The organism is Sinomonas sp. T428B (assembly GCF_056780155.1).
Genome location: NZ_JBRAZR010000001.1, coordinates 256,284 through 273,859, shown reverse-complemented (window position 1 = coordinate 273,859; position 17,576 = coordinate 256,284). Strand labels below are relative to the sequence as shown.

The following is a 17,576-nucleotide window of genomic DNA, read 5'->3' as shown; positions in this document are numbered from 1 at the left end:
GAATATTTTTCCACGTCATTGTTTTCCTTGTCATTCAATGATGCGTCATGTAATGTCCTCGGCATGGCACAGGATCTCTCGTCCCTGACTGCACCACCGACCCCTCTCACCGCCGCGAGCGCAACCCAGCCCGGCGCCGTCGTGCGCTGGACCCGCTCCCAGTGGCTCCTCCTGACCACGCTCTGCGTGGTCCTCGCCCTCGACGGGCTCGACGTCTCGATGGTCGGCGTGGCCCTGCCCTCGATCGGCCACGAGCTCGGCCTCAGCACGGGCGCGCTGCAGTGGATCGTGTCCGGGTACGTGCTCGGCTACGGCTCGCTGCTCATGCTCGGCGGCCGGCTCGCGGACCTTCTCGGGCGCCGCCGGATCTTCCTCATCGCGCTTACCGTGTTCGCTGCGGCCTCCCTCCTCGGCGGGCTCGTGAGCGACCCGGCGCTGCTCATCGCGACGCGCTTCGTCAAGGGCCTCGCCGCCGCGTTCACCGCGCCGACCGGCTTCTCGATCATCACCACGACCTTCGCCGAGGGCCGCGAGCGCAACCGCGCCATCTCGATCTACACGACCTTCGGCGCCTCTGGCTTCTCGCTCGGCCTCGTCGTCGGCGGGCTCATGACGGCGCTCTCCTGGCGCTGGACGTTCCTCTTCTCCGTGCCGATCGCGGTCGCGGCGATCATCCTCGGCCTGCGCTACATCCCGCGGGACAAGCCCGCGGCCGACGGCGGGCACGACGTCTGGGGCGCCGTCACCCTCGCGCTCGGCATGCTCGGGCTCGTCTTCACGGTCGTCTCGGCGCCCGACGCCGGGTGGTCGTCCCCGCAGACGATCGGCGGCTTCGCGCTCTCCGCGGCCGTGCTCGCGGCGTTCGCAGTGATTGAATCGCGCGTGCGGCACCCGCTCATCCGGTTCGGGATCCTTCGCGAGGGCTGGGTCGCGCGTGCGAACATCGCCGCCGTCGCGCTCTTCGGCTCGTATCTCAGCTTCCAGTTCATCGTGACGCTGTACCTGCAGTCGGTCCTCGGCTGGGCGCCGCTCGCGATGGCCCTCGCGCTCCTGCCCGCCGGGCTCATGGTGGCCGGATCGGCTCCGTTCGCGGGCCGGCTCATCGACCGGTTCGGCGCGACGCGGCTCATCATCGCGGGCCTCGTGTCGCTGTCCGCCGGGTACCTGTGGTTCCTCCAGGTCGACACGTCGCCGAACTACGTCGTGGACATCCTGCCCTCGGTGCTGCTGCTCGGCGTCGGGTTCGCCCTCGGGTTCCCGTCGATCAACGTCCAGGCGACGGCTGGCATCCATGACTCGGAGCAGGGCCTCGCGGCCGGGCTCATCCAGACGAGCACTCAGGTCGGCGCGGCGCTCGTGCTCGCGGTGACGACGGCGATCGTCGCCGCGGGCGGGCACGGCGCGGAGGCTGGGGGCTCGGCGGGGGCCGTGGACGCGGCGGCGATGCTCGCCGTCTTCCGCCCGGGACTCGCGCTCAGCACGGCGGTCGCGATCGCGGGCCTGCTCGTCGCGGCGGCGCCGAGGGCCTGGAGGCTCAGGCTCGCGACGACGCGGCGGTAGGAACTGACCCAGCAACGCAGGGACGTGACCCAGCAACGCTGATAGGTGACCCCGCAACGGACGGGACATGACCCCTCAACCGGTAGGCTCGGTTGAGGGGTCATGTCCCCTGCCGTGAGGGGTCAGTCCTGATGAGTGCCCTCAGTCCTGGTGGATCTGGACCAGGTTGCCGTGGCCGTCGTCGAACACGGCCGAGAGCCCCGAAGGGTCCTCGGCGGGCTCCCCGCGGAAGGCGACCCCGGCGGCCGTGAGCCGCTCATAGTCCGCCCGCACGTCCGGCGAGCCGAGCACGATGGCCGGGAGGCCGGCGTCGTACACGCCCTTCCGGTAGGCCTCCCCGATCGGGTTGTCGCTCGGCTCGAGCAGCAGCCCGACGCCCCCGGAGTCCGGCGACGTCACGATGAAGAGACTGTGCTCAGGCATGGCCAGTAGCGTGTCGAAGCCGAGCGTGCCCGTGTAGAAGGCGTGCGCGGCGGCAGGGTCGGTCACGTGGAGGGAGCACATCTTGATCCGCATGGGCCCCAGCCTACGCACGGCGTCCGACACTCGTCAGGAACCGGTCAGTCCTCCTCGAGCCGCCGGGCGCGCTGGGCGGCGGCCGCGGCGAACCGCACGAACCCCGGCCCGGCGAACTCCTCGATCTCGGGCTCGGCCTCGCGGAACGCCTTGAGGATCCTCTCGGGGTCCTCACCGCGCAGGTCGGCGAGCATCTCCGGCTCGGCGAGCCAGTCCTCGAGGGCCGCCACGTGCAGCTCGAGGTGGAACTGGACGCCCACGGCGGAGCCGATGCGGAAGGCCTGGACGGGGCAGGCGTCGGTCGAGGCCAGGAGCGTCGCGCCCTCGGGCAGGTCGACGTTGTCCCCGTGCCAGTGCAGCACGTCCCGCTCGCCGACGACTCCGCCGAGCCACGGGTCCGGCTCGACGAAGTGCACGGGCGCGACGCCGACCTCCCGCGCCGCCCCCGGGTGCAGGGCCGCCCCGAGCGCGGTGGCGATGATCTGGTGGCCGAGGCAGACGCCGAGGACCGGCACGCCGGCGTCGACCGCGCCCCGCACGAGCTGCGCCTCCGCGGCGAGCCGCGGGTACTCGTCGTGGTCGAGGGCGCCCATCCCGCCGCCCATGAGGACGACGGCGGCGAGCTCCCGCGGGTCAGGCAGCGGTTCGGCCGAGCGCGGGTCGTCGCGGACCTCGCATTCGAGGCCCTCGGCGCGCAGCGCCCACTCGATCCGCTCCGGCCCCTCGAAGCCGTTGTGCTGAAGCACGAGCACGTGCGCCATGGGCCTCCCCTATCTCGGTGCTGACGACGACTCTAGCCGCTGGACGGCTGCGGACAGGGAGTGTCCGCTGCGTCCGCCAGCCCGGGCGGGTCGCACGACGCCGGTCCTAGACTTGACCGGTGGCCGCACCTCGCGCTCTCCGCCCCTTCACCCACCGGGAGTACCGCGTCCTCATCGCCGCCCTGGCCGTGAGCATCTTCGGCTCGGGCATGTGGGCCGTCGCGATGGTCTACCAGGTGCTCGCGCTCGGCGGCGGCCCGCTCGAGCTGTCCCTCGTCGCGGCCGCGATGAGCGCGGGGCTCACGGCGTTCGTGCTCGCGGGCGGGGTCGCGGCGGACAGGATCCCGCAGCGGCGGCTCATCATCGCCGTCGAGGCCGTGAACCTCGTGTCCGTCGGCACCGTCGCCGTCCTCGCCGCGCTCGGCTGGCTCGAGCTCTGGCACGTGGCCGTCGCGGCCTTCGCGCTCGGCGTCGGCGCGGCGTTCTTCTTCCCCGCCTACTCGGCGATCCTGCCGCGCATCCTCCCGCCCGAGGACCTCCTCGCCGCGAACGGCATGGAGGGCACGATGCGCCCGCTCCTGCAGCAGGCCGCGGGGCCGGCCGCGGCGGGGCTCATTGTCGCCGCGCTCTCGCCGCCCAACGCCGTCACCGGCGTCGCGGCGTGCCACGTCGTCGCGTTCGCTGCCCTCAACCTCCTGCGCCGCCAGCCCCAGGAGCCGGTGGATCCGGGCGCCGGGCCGCGCCCCTCCGTCCTGCATGAGCTGCGGGAGGGGGTCGCGTACACCGTCAAGACCCCGTGGCTCCTGTGGACGCTCCTGTGGGCGTGCATCTCGGTGCTGTTCATGATCGGCCCGATCGAGGTGCTCCTGCCCTTCGTCGTGCGCGACCAGCTGGGGGGCGACTCGGCGATGTTCGGCTTCGCGCTCGCGGTGATGGGCGTCTCCGGCGCGCTCACCTCGCTGGCCACCGCCTCGTTCCGGCTGCCCCGGCGCTACCTGACGATCATGGTCGCCGTGTGGGGGCTCGGGGCCATCCCGCTCGTGTTCGTGGGCGTCATGGACTCGTTCTGGCAGCTCGCGCTCGCGATGGTCGCCTTCGGCGCGACGGGCTCGTACGGCATGGTCATCTGGGGCACGCTCCTGCAGCGGCGCGTGCCGCCGCACCTGCTCGGGCGGGTCTCGAGCCTGGACTTCTTCGTCTCGCTCGCGCTCATGCCGGTCTCGATGGCCCTCGCCGGCCCGCTCGCGGAGGTCCTGCCGCTGTGGCTCATCTTCGTCGTGGCCGGCGGGGTCTGCCCGATCATGGCGCTCGTCGCGATCCTCGCCGCGCGCATGCCCTCGGACGAGCTCGCGCACCCGCTCGACACGGCCGCCACCGAAGGTGAGGACAGGGCAGCCGAGGACGCCGCGGGCGAGCGCGTCGAGGCCTCGATGGAGGACATCGCCGAGTCGCCAGAAAGGTGAGCCCACAGCGGTGAGCGCACGACGGCGGGCGCGCACCCGCCGTCGTGCGCTCCGCCTAGGCTGGAGGTTCTACCCGGACCTGACGAGGAGTGCCCTATGTACACCATCCCCGACGAGATCGACACGCCCGAGATCATGGTGGACAGGGACGTCCTGCAGCGGAACGTCGAGCGGATGGCCGAGGCCGTGCGGGCGAAGGGCCTCGCGCTGCGCCCGCACGCGAAGACCCACAAGATCCCCGAGATCGCGGCGCTGCAGCTCGGGACCGGGGCCGTGGGGCTCACGGTCGCGACGATCGGCGAGGGGGAGGTGTTCGCCGATCACGGGGTCACGGACCTGTTCATCGCGTATCCCCTGTGGGTCGGGCCGCGGCAGGCGGAGCGGCTGCGCGCGCTGAGCGAGCGGGCTCGGGTCGCAGTGGGTACCGACTCAGTCGAGGCCGCCGCGGCGATGGGCGCGGCACTCGGGGAGGCGGCGGGGCGGATCGAGGTGCTCGTCGAGGTCGACAGCGGCCATCACCGCAGCGGCGTCCTCCCTGTGCAGACGGTTGAGGTCGCGCGTGCGGCGGCCGGGGCGGGGCTCGGCGTGGCGGGGGTCTTCACATTCCCGGGGCACTCGTATGCGCCGGGGATGCCGGTCGAGGCCGCGGGCCAGGAACAGCGCGCCCTCGCCGAGGCCGCCGCGGCCCTCGCGGGCGCGGGCTTCGAGGTGACCCGCGTGAGCGGCGGGTCCACGCCGAGCGCGCTGCTGACCGAGGCCGGCGCGACGACCGAGGTGCGCCCGGGCGTCTACGTCTTCGGCGACGCGCAGCAGCTCGAGCTCGGCCGCTGCGAGCCCGAGGACATCGCGCTGACCATCGCCGCGACCGTGGTGAGCCGGCACGAGGGTGAGGGCGACATCCCCCGGCGCGTCGTCGTGGACGCGGGCAGCAAGGTGATCGGCGGCGACCGCCCGGCCTGGGCCACAGGATTCGGGCGCCTCGCGGACCACCCCGAGGCCCGAATCTCGGCCCTGTCCGAACACCACGCGACGATCGTCTTCCCCGACGGCGCCGACCTGCCCGCGCTCGGCGAGCGCGTCCGGGTCATCCCGAACCACGTGTGCGTGGCCGTCAACCTGGTCGACGAGGTCGCGGTCGTGAGCGACGGCGCCGTCGTGGACCGCTGGCGCGTGGCGGCGAGGGGCCGGAACAGGTAGCCCGCCGGCCCCCGTTGCGGGGTCACCTCCCTGCGATGCGGGGTCACCTCCCTGCGATGCGGGGTCACCTCCCTGCGATGCGAGGTCACCTCCCTGCGATGCGAGGTCACCTCCCTGCGATGCGGGGTCACCTCCCTGCGATGCGAGGTCATCGTCAGGACAATGGCTCCACAACGTTGAGACGTGACCCCGCAACGTTGAGAGGTGACCCCGCAACGTTGGGAGGTGACCCCGCATTGTGTGTGGGGGGTAACGGACGACGGCGGGTCGGGACCCGCCGTCGTGTGCACGCTTCTCAAGCATCTCCAGCGTAGACCCGCCGGGCGCTCAGAGCTCCCGCTCCGCGTAGATCCGCAGGGCATCCCTGACGAAGGCCGCGCCCGTCTCGCCGCCGTAGTTCCTGGCGAAGCGCGGGTCCGCGACGTATATCTCGGACAGGCCCAGGACGTACTCCTTCGAGGGGCCCTCGGGGTAGCCGGGCGTGCCCGGAATGCCGCCGAGCCAGCGCACGTGGCGGGCCGCGAGCGCCTGGGCGGCCTCGCCGTCGGGCGCCTCCCCCGCCCCCGCCGCGGCGATCCAGTCCTCGCCGAGCCGCTGCGAGAGAGCCTTCCAGTCGTGGCGCTCCTCGTCGCTGAGGCCGCGCCACCACGCGTCGGAGTCCGCGTAGGCCTGCCTGCCCCAGCGCTCCTCGACCTCGTCCTTGTACTGGGTGTGGTCGAATCCGTCGAACATGTCCTCGGCCATGAGTGGCCCTCCCGTCTCGAGTGCTGCGATGGTGCGCTCCACGGCCCGAGCCTGCCGCGCGAGCCGGTCCCGCTCGGCCCCCAGCCGCGCGAGGTGACGGCGCAGCGCGGCGGCGGGGTCGCCGTCGTCCGCGAGCGCCTTGGCAATCTCGTCAAGGCCCAGGCCCAGCTGGCGCAGCAGGAGGATGCGCTGGAGCCGCACGAGCGCGGCCCCGTCGTAGTAGCGGTATCCGTTGCTGCCGACCCGGCTCGGCTCGAGCAGCCCGATGCTGCCGTAGTGCCGCAGCGCGCGGCTCGTCGTGCCCGCCAGCCGGGCGACGTCCTGGATGCTCCAGTCCACCGCGTCCTCCTTGTCGTTCCGTGTGCTCTTCGAGCGTAGAAGTTGACGCAGCGTCAAGGTCAAGGGAAATGAGCGCATCATCCTGCCGCGCCCCATCCCGAACGTGAGGCAGCCGTGCTTGCCTTGGGGACAGCAGGCCGGCGAACGGCAGCAGGCGGAAGGCGGGACACGTGGAGTTCAAGCCCCTGATCGAGATCGCGGCCCAGTTCCTCGATGCGGCGGGGGTCGCCGTCATAGTCGTCGGGGCGGTGATCAGTGCCGCGGCGGCCGCGGTCCGGTACGTGCGCGACCGAGACCCGGAGACTTACCCGCAATTCAGGCGGCAGCTCGGCCGCTCGATCCTGCTGGGCCTCGAGCTGCTCGTCGGGGCCGACATCGTCCGCACCGTCGCGGTGGTCCCGTCCTTCGACTCGGTCATCGTGCTCGGCCTCATCGTGCTGATCCGGACCTTCCTCAGCTTCTCCCTCGAGCTCGAGATCACGGGGCGGTGGCCGTGGCAGAAGAGGTCCGAGGGCAGCCCCGCCGCTGCCGAGGCCTAACCGGGCACACACGAGCGCTGCCGGCCGTTGACACGGCCGGCAGCGCAAGGGGTGCGGCGCACGACGGCGGTGGGCCACCCGCCGTCGTGCGCCGCGCCGCTCAGGCCTTCTTCGGGATGAGCGACACCGCGGCAGCCGCGACGAGGCCGATGGCCGCGAAGATGATGAAGTTCCACTGGAACGGCAGCTGCGCGGCCGCGATGACGCCGCCGATCATCGGCCCGGCGATCGCGCCGATGCGGGCGAAGGAGAGCGCCCACCCGGTGGCCGTCCCGCGGCTGTGGGCGGGGTAGTAGTCCGCGACCCAGCCGGTCAGCACGAGGGAGGTCGAGATCGACCCGACACCCGCGACGGCGACGAAGAGGTAGTTCACGAACAGGCTGCCTGGGAACATGAGCAGCAGGATGCCCACCGCGCCGAGCGCGTAGAAGAGGACGAGCACGAGCTTCTTGCCGTAGCGGTCCGCGATCCGGCCGATCACGAGGCCGCCGATCGCCGAGGCGAGCGAGAAGACGAGCAGGAACGTCAGCGAGGAGCCGAGGTCGTAGCCGGCCTTCTTCATGATGGCCGGGAGCCACGTGTTGAGGCCGTACACGAGGAGCAGGCCGCAGAAGAGCGAGATCCAGAAGCACACGGTCGCGACGCCGTAGCGGCGCGAGAACATCGTGGTCAGCACGCTCTTCCAGGTCGCGCCGGCGGCCTTGCCCGCGTCCGGGGCCGGTGCCCAGTCCTCGGCCACGAACGGGGCGATCCCGAGCCTGCCGGCGAGCGCCTGCGCCTTCTCCTTGCGCCCCTTGGACACGAGGTACTCGAGCGACTCGGGCACGAGGGCCATGATGAGCGGCAGGATGACGATCGGCACGGCGCCGAAGCCGATCACCCAGCGCCACCCGAGGGTGGGCAGGAACGCAAGCGCGCACAGGGCCGAGACGACGATGCCCAGGGAGTACCCCGAGTACATGAGGCCGTAGTTGAAGGAGCGTTTCGCCGGGGCGGAGTACTCGATCGTGAGCGCGGCGGCGACGGGGATGATGCCGCCCATGCCGAGGCCGCCGAGGAGGCGGAACAGGCCGAATACCTCGGGCGTCGGCGCGAGCGCGGCGCCGAGCTGGGTGAGCGTGAAGATGATCATCGAGACGGCGAGCATGCGGCGGCGCCCAAAGAGGTCGGACAGCGTGCCAATGCACATGGCGCCGATGAGCATGCCGACGAGCGCGTAGGAACCGAGCCCGCCGAGCTGGAGCGGCGTGAGGCTCCAGTCGCCGTACTCGGCGAGGGAGGGCAGGACGGCCCCGAGCACGCCGACGTCGTAGCCCTCGGCGAGGATGGCGAGCCAGCAGCAGAACAGGACGCGGTTGGTGGTGGCCTTCGGGACGGGCCAGGCGGTTGCCCGGGTGCCGAGGGCGGCGGTTGACGGCGCAGCGGCCATAGGAGCCTCCTGATTCGAGCGCGTACTTGTGACTTCCGTCACCAACACACGATAGACGCTGCTGTGACGACCGTCAACGAATCAACAGATCGTGTTCGAATGCTACGAGGCCCCTCCGGTGATCAGGTCGGCCTCCACGCGGAGGCACTCGATCAGCAGGCGAGCGGTCGCGGTCAGGGGTCGGTCCGGGCTGACCATGAATCCCACGTTCTCCGACATCCCGCCCAAGTGCAGCGGGAGCATCACGAGGTCCGAGTCCGCGACCGCCATGGACTCGGGCATCAGGGCCAGGAATCCCGCCTCGACGACGAGGGTCCGGAGGGGAGCCGGGGTTCCGCACTCCACCTGGCGCGCGGGCTCCGCGAGCCCCTGGGCCCTGAAGTCCCGCACGAAGGCGTCTCGCAGCGGGGTCCCCGCCACCGGAACTGCCCAGGCGAAGGAGGCGAGGTCGGCCAGGCCGGGGTCCTCCACCTCGAGCACCGGGTGGCCGCGCGAAGCGACCACCCTGAACGGTTCGCGATACAGCGGCACCAGGTTGAGCCCCGCGGTGCTCGGATGATCAGTGACGCGCCCGACGAGAAGGTCGAGGTCACCGGCGTTGAGCTCGTGGATGAGCGTCTCGGGGGGAGCCTCACGGATCCGCACCTCGATCTTCGGACGCTCGGCCACGAGTCGCGCCACCGCCCGCGGGACCAGGAGGTTTGCGCCCGTGACGTGCGCTCCGATGCTCACGGCTCCCGTCTGGGGGTCACCCAGCTCGGCGACCCGCCGCCCCAGCGTCTCGAGCTGCCCGACGATCGCGCGGGCGTGCTCGAGACACGCCGCACCGGCGGCGGTGGGGACCATGCCATGCCGGGTGCGGTCGAAGAGGACGGCGCCGACCGCCACCTCCGCCTCGCGGAGGGCCCGGCTCATGGCCGGCTGGGTCAGGTAGAGCTCCTCGCCCGCGCGGGCCAGGCTCCTGTGCTCGGCGATGGCCAGCACGAGCACGAGATGTCGCAGCTTCAGATGGGTTCCCAGCAAGGCCCGCAGATCCACAGGGCCATCCTACGGAGCCGCTGGTCAGCCGGCCCTGAGGGCCGGCACCCGGGGGGTTGGGCGCTCCCGGTCCCACTCCGCGCGCTCCCGGCCCTCGGCCTTGAGCACGGGCTTGCGGACCTTGCCGTTCTCGGTCTTCGGCAGCTCGTCGACCACCCGGAAGAAGCGCGGGATGGCGAAGGACGCGAGCCGGGGCCGGCAGAACTCGGTCATCTCGGCGAAGTCCACGGCGTCCTTGATCACCAGGGCGGCCATGACCTCGTCCTCACCGAGTTCGGAGTCCACCGGATAGACCGCCGCATCGACCACCGCGGGATGCTCGCGGAGCACCTGCTCGACCTCGCTCGAGGAGATGTTCTCGCCGCGCCGCCGGATAACGTCCTTGATCCGGTCCACGAAGCGCACCCAGCCGTCCTCGTCCATGACGACCCGGTCCCCGCTGTGGAACCAGAGGTCCTGCCACGCCTTCGCCGTCGCCTCGGGCATCCCGTGGTAGCCGCTGGCGATGGCATAGGGCTGGTCGCTCCGGATCAGGAGCTCCCCGGGGACGCCCGCCGGGACCGGCATGCCGCGCTCGTCGACGATGCGCACAGAGAAGCCCGGGCGCACCTTCCCCATCGACCCGGCCCGCCATTGGTCGGGAGTCGAGCCGATCACGGAATTCGTCTCTGTGGAGCCATAGCCGTCCAAAAGGAGCACCCCGAAGCGCTCTCGGAACGCCTCGAGCTGGGAGGCCGCGGTCGACGGGGACAGGGCCAGGCGTATGCCGTGGCGCCGGTCGTCGGGCGACGGGTCGCGGCTCGCGAGGATGCCGACCATGGCGCCGAGGAGATACGTGACTGTCGCGCCGGCGTCGGCCGCCTCGTGCCAGAAGCGCGACGCCGAGAAGCGCCTTCCGAGCACGTACTCGCCGCCGGACTCCAGGGCCTGCATGAAGGCATTGAGCGCGTTCGTGTGGAAGAGCGGCAGGCACGTGAATAGCACGTCCTCGGGCCGGAGCCCCAGCTGGTCCGACATGTTCACGGCCCACCAGTGGAACTGGGCCTGGGGGCACTCCACGCCCTTGGACACCCCGGTCGTCCCGGAGGTGTACAGGATGGCCGCCGTGTCCGCGGGGGCCACCGGGGCCGGATCCACGGCGTCGCCCACCGGCGGGAGGGGAGAGGCCACGACGTCGTCCCACGAGTCGACCTCCCCGCCGTCGAGCAGCCACACCGTCCGCAGGTCGGGGAGCGCGCCCAGAGCGGCGACGTGCTCCACGAGGGCGTCTTCTGCCACGAGCAGCCGCGCCCCGCAGTTCGTCAGGATGTGGCGCAGCTGCTCGCCGCGGCTGGCCGTGTTGACGGGGACGGCGATGGCGCCGATCCAGGCACAGCCGAGGATGAAGTCCAGCAGCTCGGTCCGGTTCGCGGACATCAGGGCAACCTTGTCCCCCGGCTGGACGCCCTCGCTCCGCAGCATCCCTCCGGTGCGCGCCACGGCGTCGACCATCGCCCTCCCGTCGCGCCGCGTGCTGCCGCACGAGAACAGCTGCGCGGACGGGCGATGTTCCGCGCGCCGGAGCAGCATCTCCGGGATCGTGCGGACGGGGGAATCGGTCAGGGTGTTCACGAGATCTCCTGGAGGGCGTGCTGTGCGGCGGGCAAGGGGATGTAGGCCGTCCCGGCCGCAGGTGAGGCATGGGAGGCAGGGACGTCATTGCCGAGGGAGACGACGTCGCCGACCGCGACGCCTGGGTCGATCCGCGCGATCAGCGCGGGCCCTCCCGGCGGGACAACCGTCGCGAGGACCGTGCCGTCCGCCAGAAGGGTGGCCTGCTCGACCGTGGCGGTCTCCACGGGAACCGTCTCGAAGGCGTCGGCGCCGCACGAGGGGCAGAGCAGGCGGAAGGGGAACAGCTGCCGGCCGCAGCCCTGGCAGCGCTGGATGAGCGCGCTCACGCCGCCTCCAGGAGGGCCGTCGTGGCACACGCGCCGAAGCGGTACAGGACCATGCCGTAGCCGCTGACGACGGCGTGGCGCGCCTCGACCTGCCGCTCTCCGGCGCGGCCCATGAGCTGCCGGGCGGCCTCGACGAGGCCGTGCATGCCGGCCGCAGCGCCGGCCTGGCCGGCCGAAAGCTGGCCGCCCGAGGTGTTCACGGCAAGCCGCCGCGTGGCGATCTCCCGCTCGATGAACTCGGGGGCCGAGTCTCTGGGCAGGAGGCCGAGGTCGGCGAGCTGGGCGACGACCATGGCCGGGTAGTCGTCGTAGACGCAGGCCAGCGGGACGTCGGACGGATCCACGCCGGTCTCGGCCCAGAACGCGGACGCGAGGCCCCGCAGCCCTGTGGTGGTCCCCGGCCCCTCCTGCTGGTCGGCGTTGTAGGAGGCGCGGACGCTGAGGACGCGGGCCCTGGGCCGTCCGGACGCATCGGCCGCCAGCACGACGGCGTCACCCCCGGTGACCGGCGGAACGCAGTCGTACCGGCCGAGGGGATCCGCGACCATCGGCGCGGCGAGGTAGTCCTCGAGCGTCAGGGCGGAGCGGTAGACGGCCCCGGGATTGAGCGAGGCCCACTCGCGCTGGGCGACGGCGATCCGCCCGTAGTCCCGCCGCTCGAGCCCCAGCTCACCCATCTGGTGCTTGGTCAGCATGGCGAATAGGGCGTTCGGCCCGGCCATGGGCAGGGGTGCGAGGTGGTCCTCCGTGGCGCGGTTGTAGTGCGCCACGAGCCGGGCGAAGGCGGCACGGTCCATGACGTCCCCCGCGAGCAGCACGATGACGTTCGCGTCTCCGGCGTCGATTGCACGGACGGCGTGCTGCAGCATGCCGCCCGCACTCGCCCCTCCGTTGGTATCCTGCATGATCCACCGCAGCCTGAGGCCGAGCCGCCATGCGACGTCGATGGCGTGGTCCGGGCCGAGGGTGAAGCTCGAGACGGCGAGCCCGTCGACGTCGGCCGGCGACAGCCCGGCGTCGTCGAGTGCGGCGACCAGGGCCTGGGCCAGGACCTGCTGGGCCGTGAGCCCGGCGGCCGGGTGGCGGGTGTAGGGAGCCTGTCCCGCTCCGATGATCGAGGTCGTCAAGGCATCCCCTAGCGGACCGGGAGCGCCGCGGACTCCGACGTCGAGGCTCGTCGGCGGAGCCGCGTGGAGGCGGCGACGGCGATCAGGGTGATCGATGCCAGGCCGATGAGGTAGATCGACACCGGGATCGAGGAGCCGAAGTTCAGCAGCAGGGCGGTCGCGATGAAGGGCGCCAGCCCGCCGGCCACCACCGCGGCCACCTCGTGGGCGATGGACATCGCCGAGTACCTGACCTCGGGGGCGAAGAGCTCGTGGAAGAAGGCGGGCTGCGTCCCGATCATGGCCCCGTGGCACAGCCCGTTGGCCACCATGAAGGCCAGGACCACCATGGCCGGCGTGTTCGCATCGAGCATCGCGAAGAACGGGAACGCCATGGCGATCATGCCGGCCGCGCCGAGGGCATAGACGGGCCGCCGGCCGATCCGGTCCGACAGGTGCCCGAACAGCAGGTACGTGCCGAAGGAGAAGATCATGGACACCGCGACGGAGAGCAGCAGCAGTCCCTTGTCCACGCCGACGTGGACGCCGTAGACGATCGAGAAGGACAGGAAGATGTAGGACCCGCCGTTCTCCGCGACGCGCAGGCCCATCGCCACGAGGATCTCGCGCGGATAGGTGCGGATCGCGGCGAGGGCAGGCAGCTTGTGGATGACGCGCTCCTCTGCCTCGCCGTGCACGTGCGTGTCGGGAAGCCGGAAGCGGATGTACGCCCCGATGCCGAGCAGGGCGACGCTCAGCAGGAACGGAATCCGCCAGCCCCAGGCGAGGAACGCCGGCTCCGGCATCAGCTGCACGAGGAAGAACACGAGCGAGGAGAGCACGAAGCCCAGCGACACGCCGCTCTGGCTGAACGCCGAGAGCACCCCACGCCGGGCAGACCCGGTGTTCTCGCTGATGAGCAGCACACCGCCGCCCCATTCACCGCCCGCGGCAATGCCCTGCACGATGCGCAGGAGGATCAGCAGGGCGGGCGCCAGGAGGCCGACCTGGGCGTACGTGGGAAGGAGCCCCATGAGGGCCGTGCTCGCGCCCATGAGCATGAGCGTGAATACGAGCGAGGTCTTGCGGCTCACCCGGTCGCCGACGTGGCCGAAGATGAGGCCTCCCAGCGGGCGGGCGGCGAAGCCGACGGCGAATCCGGCGAAGGCCCCGAGGGTGCCGACGAGCGGGTCGGCTCCCTCGGGGAAGAACAGCCTCCCGAAGACGACGGCGGACGCCGTGGCGTAGAGGAAGAAGTCGTACCACTCCAGAGCATTGCCGGCCAGCGAGGCCAGGATGAAGCGCCGTGGGCTTGCGGCCCCCGGTGCCAGGGGTGGTGTGGGAGTGGACATGGTTCCTCCTCGTTGAGGCTTGTGATGCTCGCCACGCTTGCGGCCTACAACGAGTCTGCACAGAGGGGGTACCCCGCCGTCGAATGCCTAACTGGCCACCCCCTATGACGATTTCCGCAACTCGGCCTCCAGCTCCATGTCGGATTCCGGGACGAAGGCGCCCGCGGATGCAGCCCCGGCTTCCGCCGCGGGAGACGGACGACGGCCGGCGCGCGGACGCCGTCGTCCGCCCGCCAGGATCTGCTCGGCCACGAGGTAGCCCGAGCCCCCGCCGAGCCCCGGCCCGGGGTGCGTCGACGCGCCGATGTGCCACAGCCCCTCCACCGCCGTGCGGTGGTGCGCCGCGGCGGGGAGCGGCCGCCAGAGGAGGTTCTGGAACAGCTCGGCCGAGCCGCCGTACGGGTCGCCGTCGACGGCGTTGCGGTTCGCGGCCTGGAGGTCTGCGGGCGAGATGACCTTCATGCCCAGGACGGACGAGCGCAGCCCTGGGGCGAAGCCCTCAATCCGCGCCAGGACCCGCTCCGCGAAGCCCCGCGCGAGCTCGGGCGTCCAGCCGCCGCTCACGTCCAGCTCCCCCGCCGCGTCGCCGAGCGGGCGGAACGGGAGCTCCTGCAGCTGGAGCCACAGCGTGGCCTTGCCCTCCGGTGCGCGGGAGGGGTCCAGGAGGCACTGCTGGCCGATGACGACGGTCGGCCGGGCGGGCAGCAGGCCCGCCTCGGCCTGCGCGCACGCGACGCCGGTGCTCCCCGAGCCGTCCGAGAGGTGCACGAGCGGCACCGAGGCCAGGCGGGAATCGGTCCAGGCCGGCGGGGCGTCGAGGGCCACGTGGATCTGCATCGCCGCCCGCCCCGGCCGGTAGGCCTCGGCCTGACCGCGCACCGCCCCCGGGACCGCGGCTTCGGGCAGGAGGGAGTTGTACAGCGCCTGCGGGGACGTCGAGGCCAGGACGCCGCGCCGCGCCTCGAAGCGGCCGACGGCGGTCTCCGCGGCCACGGCGCGCCCGCCCCGCACGTCAATGCGCTCCACCGGGAGCCCGAGCTCCACCCGGACGCCGCGCCGGGCCAGCAGGCGGGCGAAGGCCTCCACAAAGCGGCCCGCCCCGCCCTCCACGACGGGCAGCCCGACGCCGTGCATCGTCAGCGCCATGAGCGGGAGCATGACCCCGCCGGTCGCGTGGTCGGGCCCGAGCCCGGCGTGCAGGAGCCAAGGCGACCACAGCTGGTCCGCCTCCCAGCCCCGGAACCGCAGCCGCGTAAGGTTGCGCCCGCTCATGAGGCTGTCCCGCGCGAGCTGCTCCGCGGCCCGCAGGCCAGGACGGAGCGCCGAGAGGCCGAGCCTGAGCGCCTTCCACGACCGCATCTCGGTCCCCAGTGCGCCGAACACGAGGCCCGAGCGCTCGCCGAGCTCCTCGAGCATGTGGGTGTACGCCGCGGCGTCCTCGCGGTGCCCGAACGCGGCCGCCGTGCGCTCCGGATCCCGGTAGGCGACGGCGGCCCGCTCGCCGCCGCCGGGCGCCGCGTCGACACTGGCCGTGACGGCGTCGAGCCCTGCCTCCTCCGTGTTGCGGTACGTCAGCCCGCACTCGGCGAGCTCGGGGCCGAGCTCGGCGAACGCCGGGCTGGCCACGAACAGCGGGTGCCACGAGGAGAAGGTGTCGTGGACGAAGCCGGGGACCGTCAGCTCGCCGGAGTCGATGAACCCGCCGAGGCGGTCCCTCTCCTCGACGAGGGTCACCGAGAAGCCTGCCCCGGCGAGGCGGGCGGCGGCGACCATCCCGTTGATCCCGCCGCCGATCACGACGTAGTCGCTCACCGTGGAGCCGTTCGGGCCAGTCACCGCACGAACTCCGGATGCTGCACGGTCGCGTGATAGCTTCCGGCGTGGAAGACGAGCGGCTCCCCGCCGTGGTTCGTGTACTCCTCCACCTGGCCGATGTACACGACGTGGTCGCCGGCGTCGTGGCGGGCCACGGTGCGGCACTGGAACGTCGCGACCGCGCCCTCGATGAGCGGCACGCCCGAGACTCCCTCCGCGCAGCGGACGCCGGCGAACTTGTCCTCCGCAGGGGTCGCGAACTGGCGCGAGAGCACGTGCTGGTCCGAGGCGAGGACGTTGATCGCGAAGTGCGTCGAGGCCTCGAAGTCGGCGAGGCTGGGCGCGCGCTTGCTCGGGCACCACAGCACGAGGGGCGGGTCCATGGAGACCGAGGTGAACGAGTTCGCCGTCATCCCCACCCGCGAGCCGTCGGCCGAGCGGGTCGTGACGACCGTGACGCCCGTGGCGAACTGCCCGAGGGCCGAGCGGAAGTCCCGGACGTCGAATCCGTTGCGCTCCTGGTGCGCGGCCCACTCGAGCATGCCGCGCGCCTCGTCCTCGTCGTGCCACCACGGGAACACCGTGCGCGGGTCGTCGAAGCCGTTCGCGATGGACGAGGCGAGCACCGGGTGCTCCTGGGCGGCGGCGAGCAGGTCCAGCTGGAAGCCGCGGAGCGGGCGCAGCAGGGAGGTGGTCCAGCCCGTGGACCACTGCGCCCAGCCGCGCCAGAACTCGTCGAACGTCTCGCGCATCCAGGCCTCGTCGAAGGGCTGGTCGCCGCGGCGCCGGATCGACTCGGCCGCGTAGTGCGCGGCGAGGGTGGCGTTGTTGGAGCCCTGGCCGGTGAGGGGGTCGTTGAGGACGACGGCGTCCGCGAGTCCCAGCACCGCCGCACCGTTGGGCAGGATGCCCACGGCCTCGCGGACCGTGGGCGTCAGGCGCCCGCGGAGCACGGCCCCCTCGTCGGTCAGCTCGGCGTCGGCGAAGGCCTCGGCCTCGTGCGGGAAGTGCTCCTTGAGGAGCCGCTTCGAGGCCTCGAGGTGCTCCTCGGGCGACTGGACCGTGTCCCAGACGTCCATCGGGCCGCCCGGCACGCCCTCGAAGACCATCATCTGGCACGGCCCCGAGACCGTCAGGCCGGGGAAGGTGAAGAACTCGCCGACGCCGGGGACGAGGGAGAAGCGCAGGGTGCCCTGCGGGCTCTCGCCCGCGAGGTTCGCGTCGCCGTCGTCCGCCCTGCCGCCGAACTCGGGGTGCCGCACGTAGGTGACCGCCGTGACGCGCTGCGGGCGGTCGAAGCTAGAGCGCCGGCGGTCGCGGGCGAAGATCTGCCCGAGCTCGCCCTTGCCCGTGCAGACGAGCACGAGGTCGCTGTGCGCCGCGAAGTCCTCGAGCATCCGCACGTTGACCTTCTCGATGCGGAAGTCGCCGCCGCGGGCCACGAACTCCTCGATCCACTGCGCGCACTTGAGGCGCTGGTCGATCGAGAGGGCCGGGCGGTCCAGGGGCGCGGTCCAGGCGATGGGGCTGGCGCCGGAGACGTTCAGCTGGAGGGACCCGATGCCGACGGCGGCGCGCTGGGCCGGGTCGAGGCGCACCTGGCGCTGGACGTCGAGGGCGCCGGAGAAGACGCACTGGCTCGAGGTGATGGAGCCGCTGCGGATCTGCTCGGCCGAGCGGTCCGAGACGAGGGTGACGGCGTAGCCGAGCTCCTGGAGCGCGAGGGCGGTCTGGGCGCCCGCCTCGCCCGCTCCGACGATGATGATGCTGCGCATGG

The 17,576-nt window shown here is 72.1% G+C and carries 15 protein-coding genes; 4 read left to right on the top strand and 11 right to left on the bottom strand.

Translation table 11 applies throughout. The annotated features are described in order from the left end of the window. The first annotated feature begins 63 nt into the window (after positions 1–63). Positions 64–1,560, top strand: coding sequence for an MFS transporter (locus ACUYMY_RS01320; protein ID WP_481701847.1), 1,497 nt, complete (start codon positions 64–66; stop codon positions 1,558–1,560). Positions 1,561–1,701: 141 nt separating this feature from the next. Here the strand turns inward: ACUYMY_RS01320 and ACUYMY_RS01315 are convergent, their stop codons facing one another. Together ACUYMY_RS01315 and ACUYMY_RS01310 are read right to left on the bottom strand one after the other, a co-directional pair. Then, a complete protein-coding gene (locus tag ACUYMY_RS01315) occupies positions 1,702–2,076 on the bottom strand; it encodes a VOC family protein (protein ID WP_481701846.1) in 375 nt (124 codons plus the stop codon). Positions 2,077–2,120: 44 nt separating this feature from the next. Then, the gene (locus ACUYMY_RS01310) at positions 2,121–2,837 is read right to left on the bottom strand and encodes a type 1 glutamine amidotransferase (protein WP_481701845.1); all 717 of its coding nucleotides are present in this window, start codon (positions 2,835–2,837) and stop codon (positions 2,121–2,123) included. Positions 2,838–2,956: 119 nt separating this feature from the next. Here ACUYMY_RS01310 and ACUYMY_RS01305 point away from each other — a divergent pair, with 119 nt between their 5' ends. Both ACUYMY_RS01305 and ACUYMY_RS01300 read left to right on the top strand, forming a co-directional pair. After that, positions 2,957–4,300, top strand: coding sequence for an MFS transporter (locus ACUYMY_RS01305; protein WP_481701844.1), 1,344 nt, complete (start codon positions 2,957–2,959; stop codon positions 4,298–4,300). A gap of 96 nt (positions 4,301–4,396) precedes the next feature. Continuing rightward, positions 4,397–5,497 (top strand): alanine racemase, encoded by a 1,101-nt coding sequence (locus tag ACUYMY_RS01300; protein WP_481701843.1) that lies wholly within the window; start codon positions 4,397–4,399, stop codon positions 5,495–5,497. Between the two features lie 327 nt (positions 5,498–5,824). Here the strand turns inward: ACUYMY_RS01300 and ACUYMY_RS01295 are convergent, their stop codons facing one another. Next, complete coding sequence (locus ACUYMY_RS01295) at positions 5,825–6,580, bottom strand: MerR family transcriptional regulator (protein ID WP_481701842.1); 756 nt, start codon at positions 6,578–6,580, stop codon at positions 5,825–5,827. Between the two features lie 170 nt (positions 6,581–6,750). On the opposite strand from ACUYMY_RS01295, the gene ACUYMY_RS01290 reads away from it, so the two are divergent. Then, a complete protein-coding gene (locus ACUYMY_RS01290) occupies positions 6,751–7,119 on the top strand; it encodes a DUF1622 domain-containing protein (RefSeq protein ID WP_481701841.1) in 369 nt (122 codons plus the stop codon). Between the two features lie 100 nt (positions 7,120–7,219). Here the strand turns inward: ACUYMY_RS01290 and ACUYMY_RS01285 are convergent, their stop codons facing one another. The 8 genes from ACUYMY_RS01285 to ACUYMY_RS01250 form a co-directional block, all read right to left on the bottom strand. Next, positions 7,220–8,548, bottom strand: a complete 1,329-nt coding sequence (locus ACUYMY_RS01285) for an MFS transporter (RefSeq protein WP_481701840.1) — start codon at positions 8,546–8,548, stop codon at positions 7,220–7,222. A gap of 102 nt (positions 8,549–8,650) precedes the next feature. Beyond that, a complete protein-coding gene (locus ACUYMY_RS01280) occupies positions 8,651–9,571 on the bottom strand; it encodes a LysR substrate-binding domain-containing protein (protein ID WP_481701839.1) in 921 nt (306 codons plus the stop codon). Between the two features lie 39 nt (positions 9,572–9,610). Next, on the bottom strand, positions 9,611–11,197 hold the full coding sequence (locus tag ACUYMY_RS01275; protein ID WP_481701838.1) for an ATP-dependent acyl-CoA ligase: 1,587 nt from the start codon (positions 11,195–11,197) through the stop codon (positions 9,611–9,613). Continuing rightward, a complete protein-coding gene (locus ACUYMY_RS01270) occupies positions 11,194–11,526 on the bottom strand; it encodes a zinc ribbon domain-containing protein (protein WP_481701837.1) in 333 nt (110 codons plus the stop codon). The genes ACUYMY_RS01275 and ACUYMY_RS01270 overlap by 4 nt, the downstream gene beginning before the upstream one ends. Further along, positions 11,523–12,653, bottom strand: coding sequence for a thiolase family protein (locus ACUYMY_RS01265; RefSeq protein ID WP_481701836.1), 1,131 nt, complete (start codon positions 12,651–12,653; stop codon positions 11,523–11,525). Before ACUYMY_RS01265 ends, ACUYMY_RS01270 begins: the two co-directional genes overlap by 4 nt. A gap of 8 nt (positions 12,654–12,661) precedes the next feature. Then, positions 12,662–13,984, bottom strand: coding sequence for an MFS transporter (locus tag ACUYMY_RS01260; protein WP_481701835.1), 1,323 nt, complete (start codon positions 13,982–13,984; stop codon positions 12,662–12,664). A gap of 102 nt (positions 13,985–14,086) precedes the next feature. Then, positions 14,087–15,820: a phytoene desaturase family protein gene (locus ACUYMY_RS01255; RefSeq protein WP_481701834.1), complete on the bottom strand. Its 1,734-nt coding sequence runs from the start codon at positions 15,818–15,820 to the stop codon at positions 14,087–14,089. Further along, complete coding sequence (locus ACUYMY_RS01250; RefSeq protein WP_481701833.1) at positions 15,817–17,574, bottom strand: flavin reductase; 1,758 nt, start codon at positions 17,572–17,574, stop codon at positions 15,817–15,819. Before ACUYMY_RS01250 ends, ACUYMY_RS01255 begins: the two co-directional genes overlap by 4 nt. Positions 17,575–17,576: the final 2 nt, after the last annotated feature.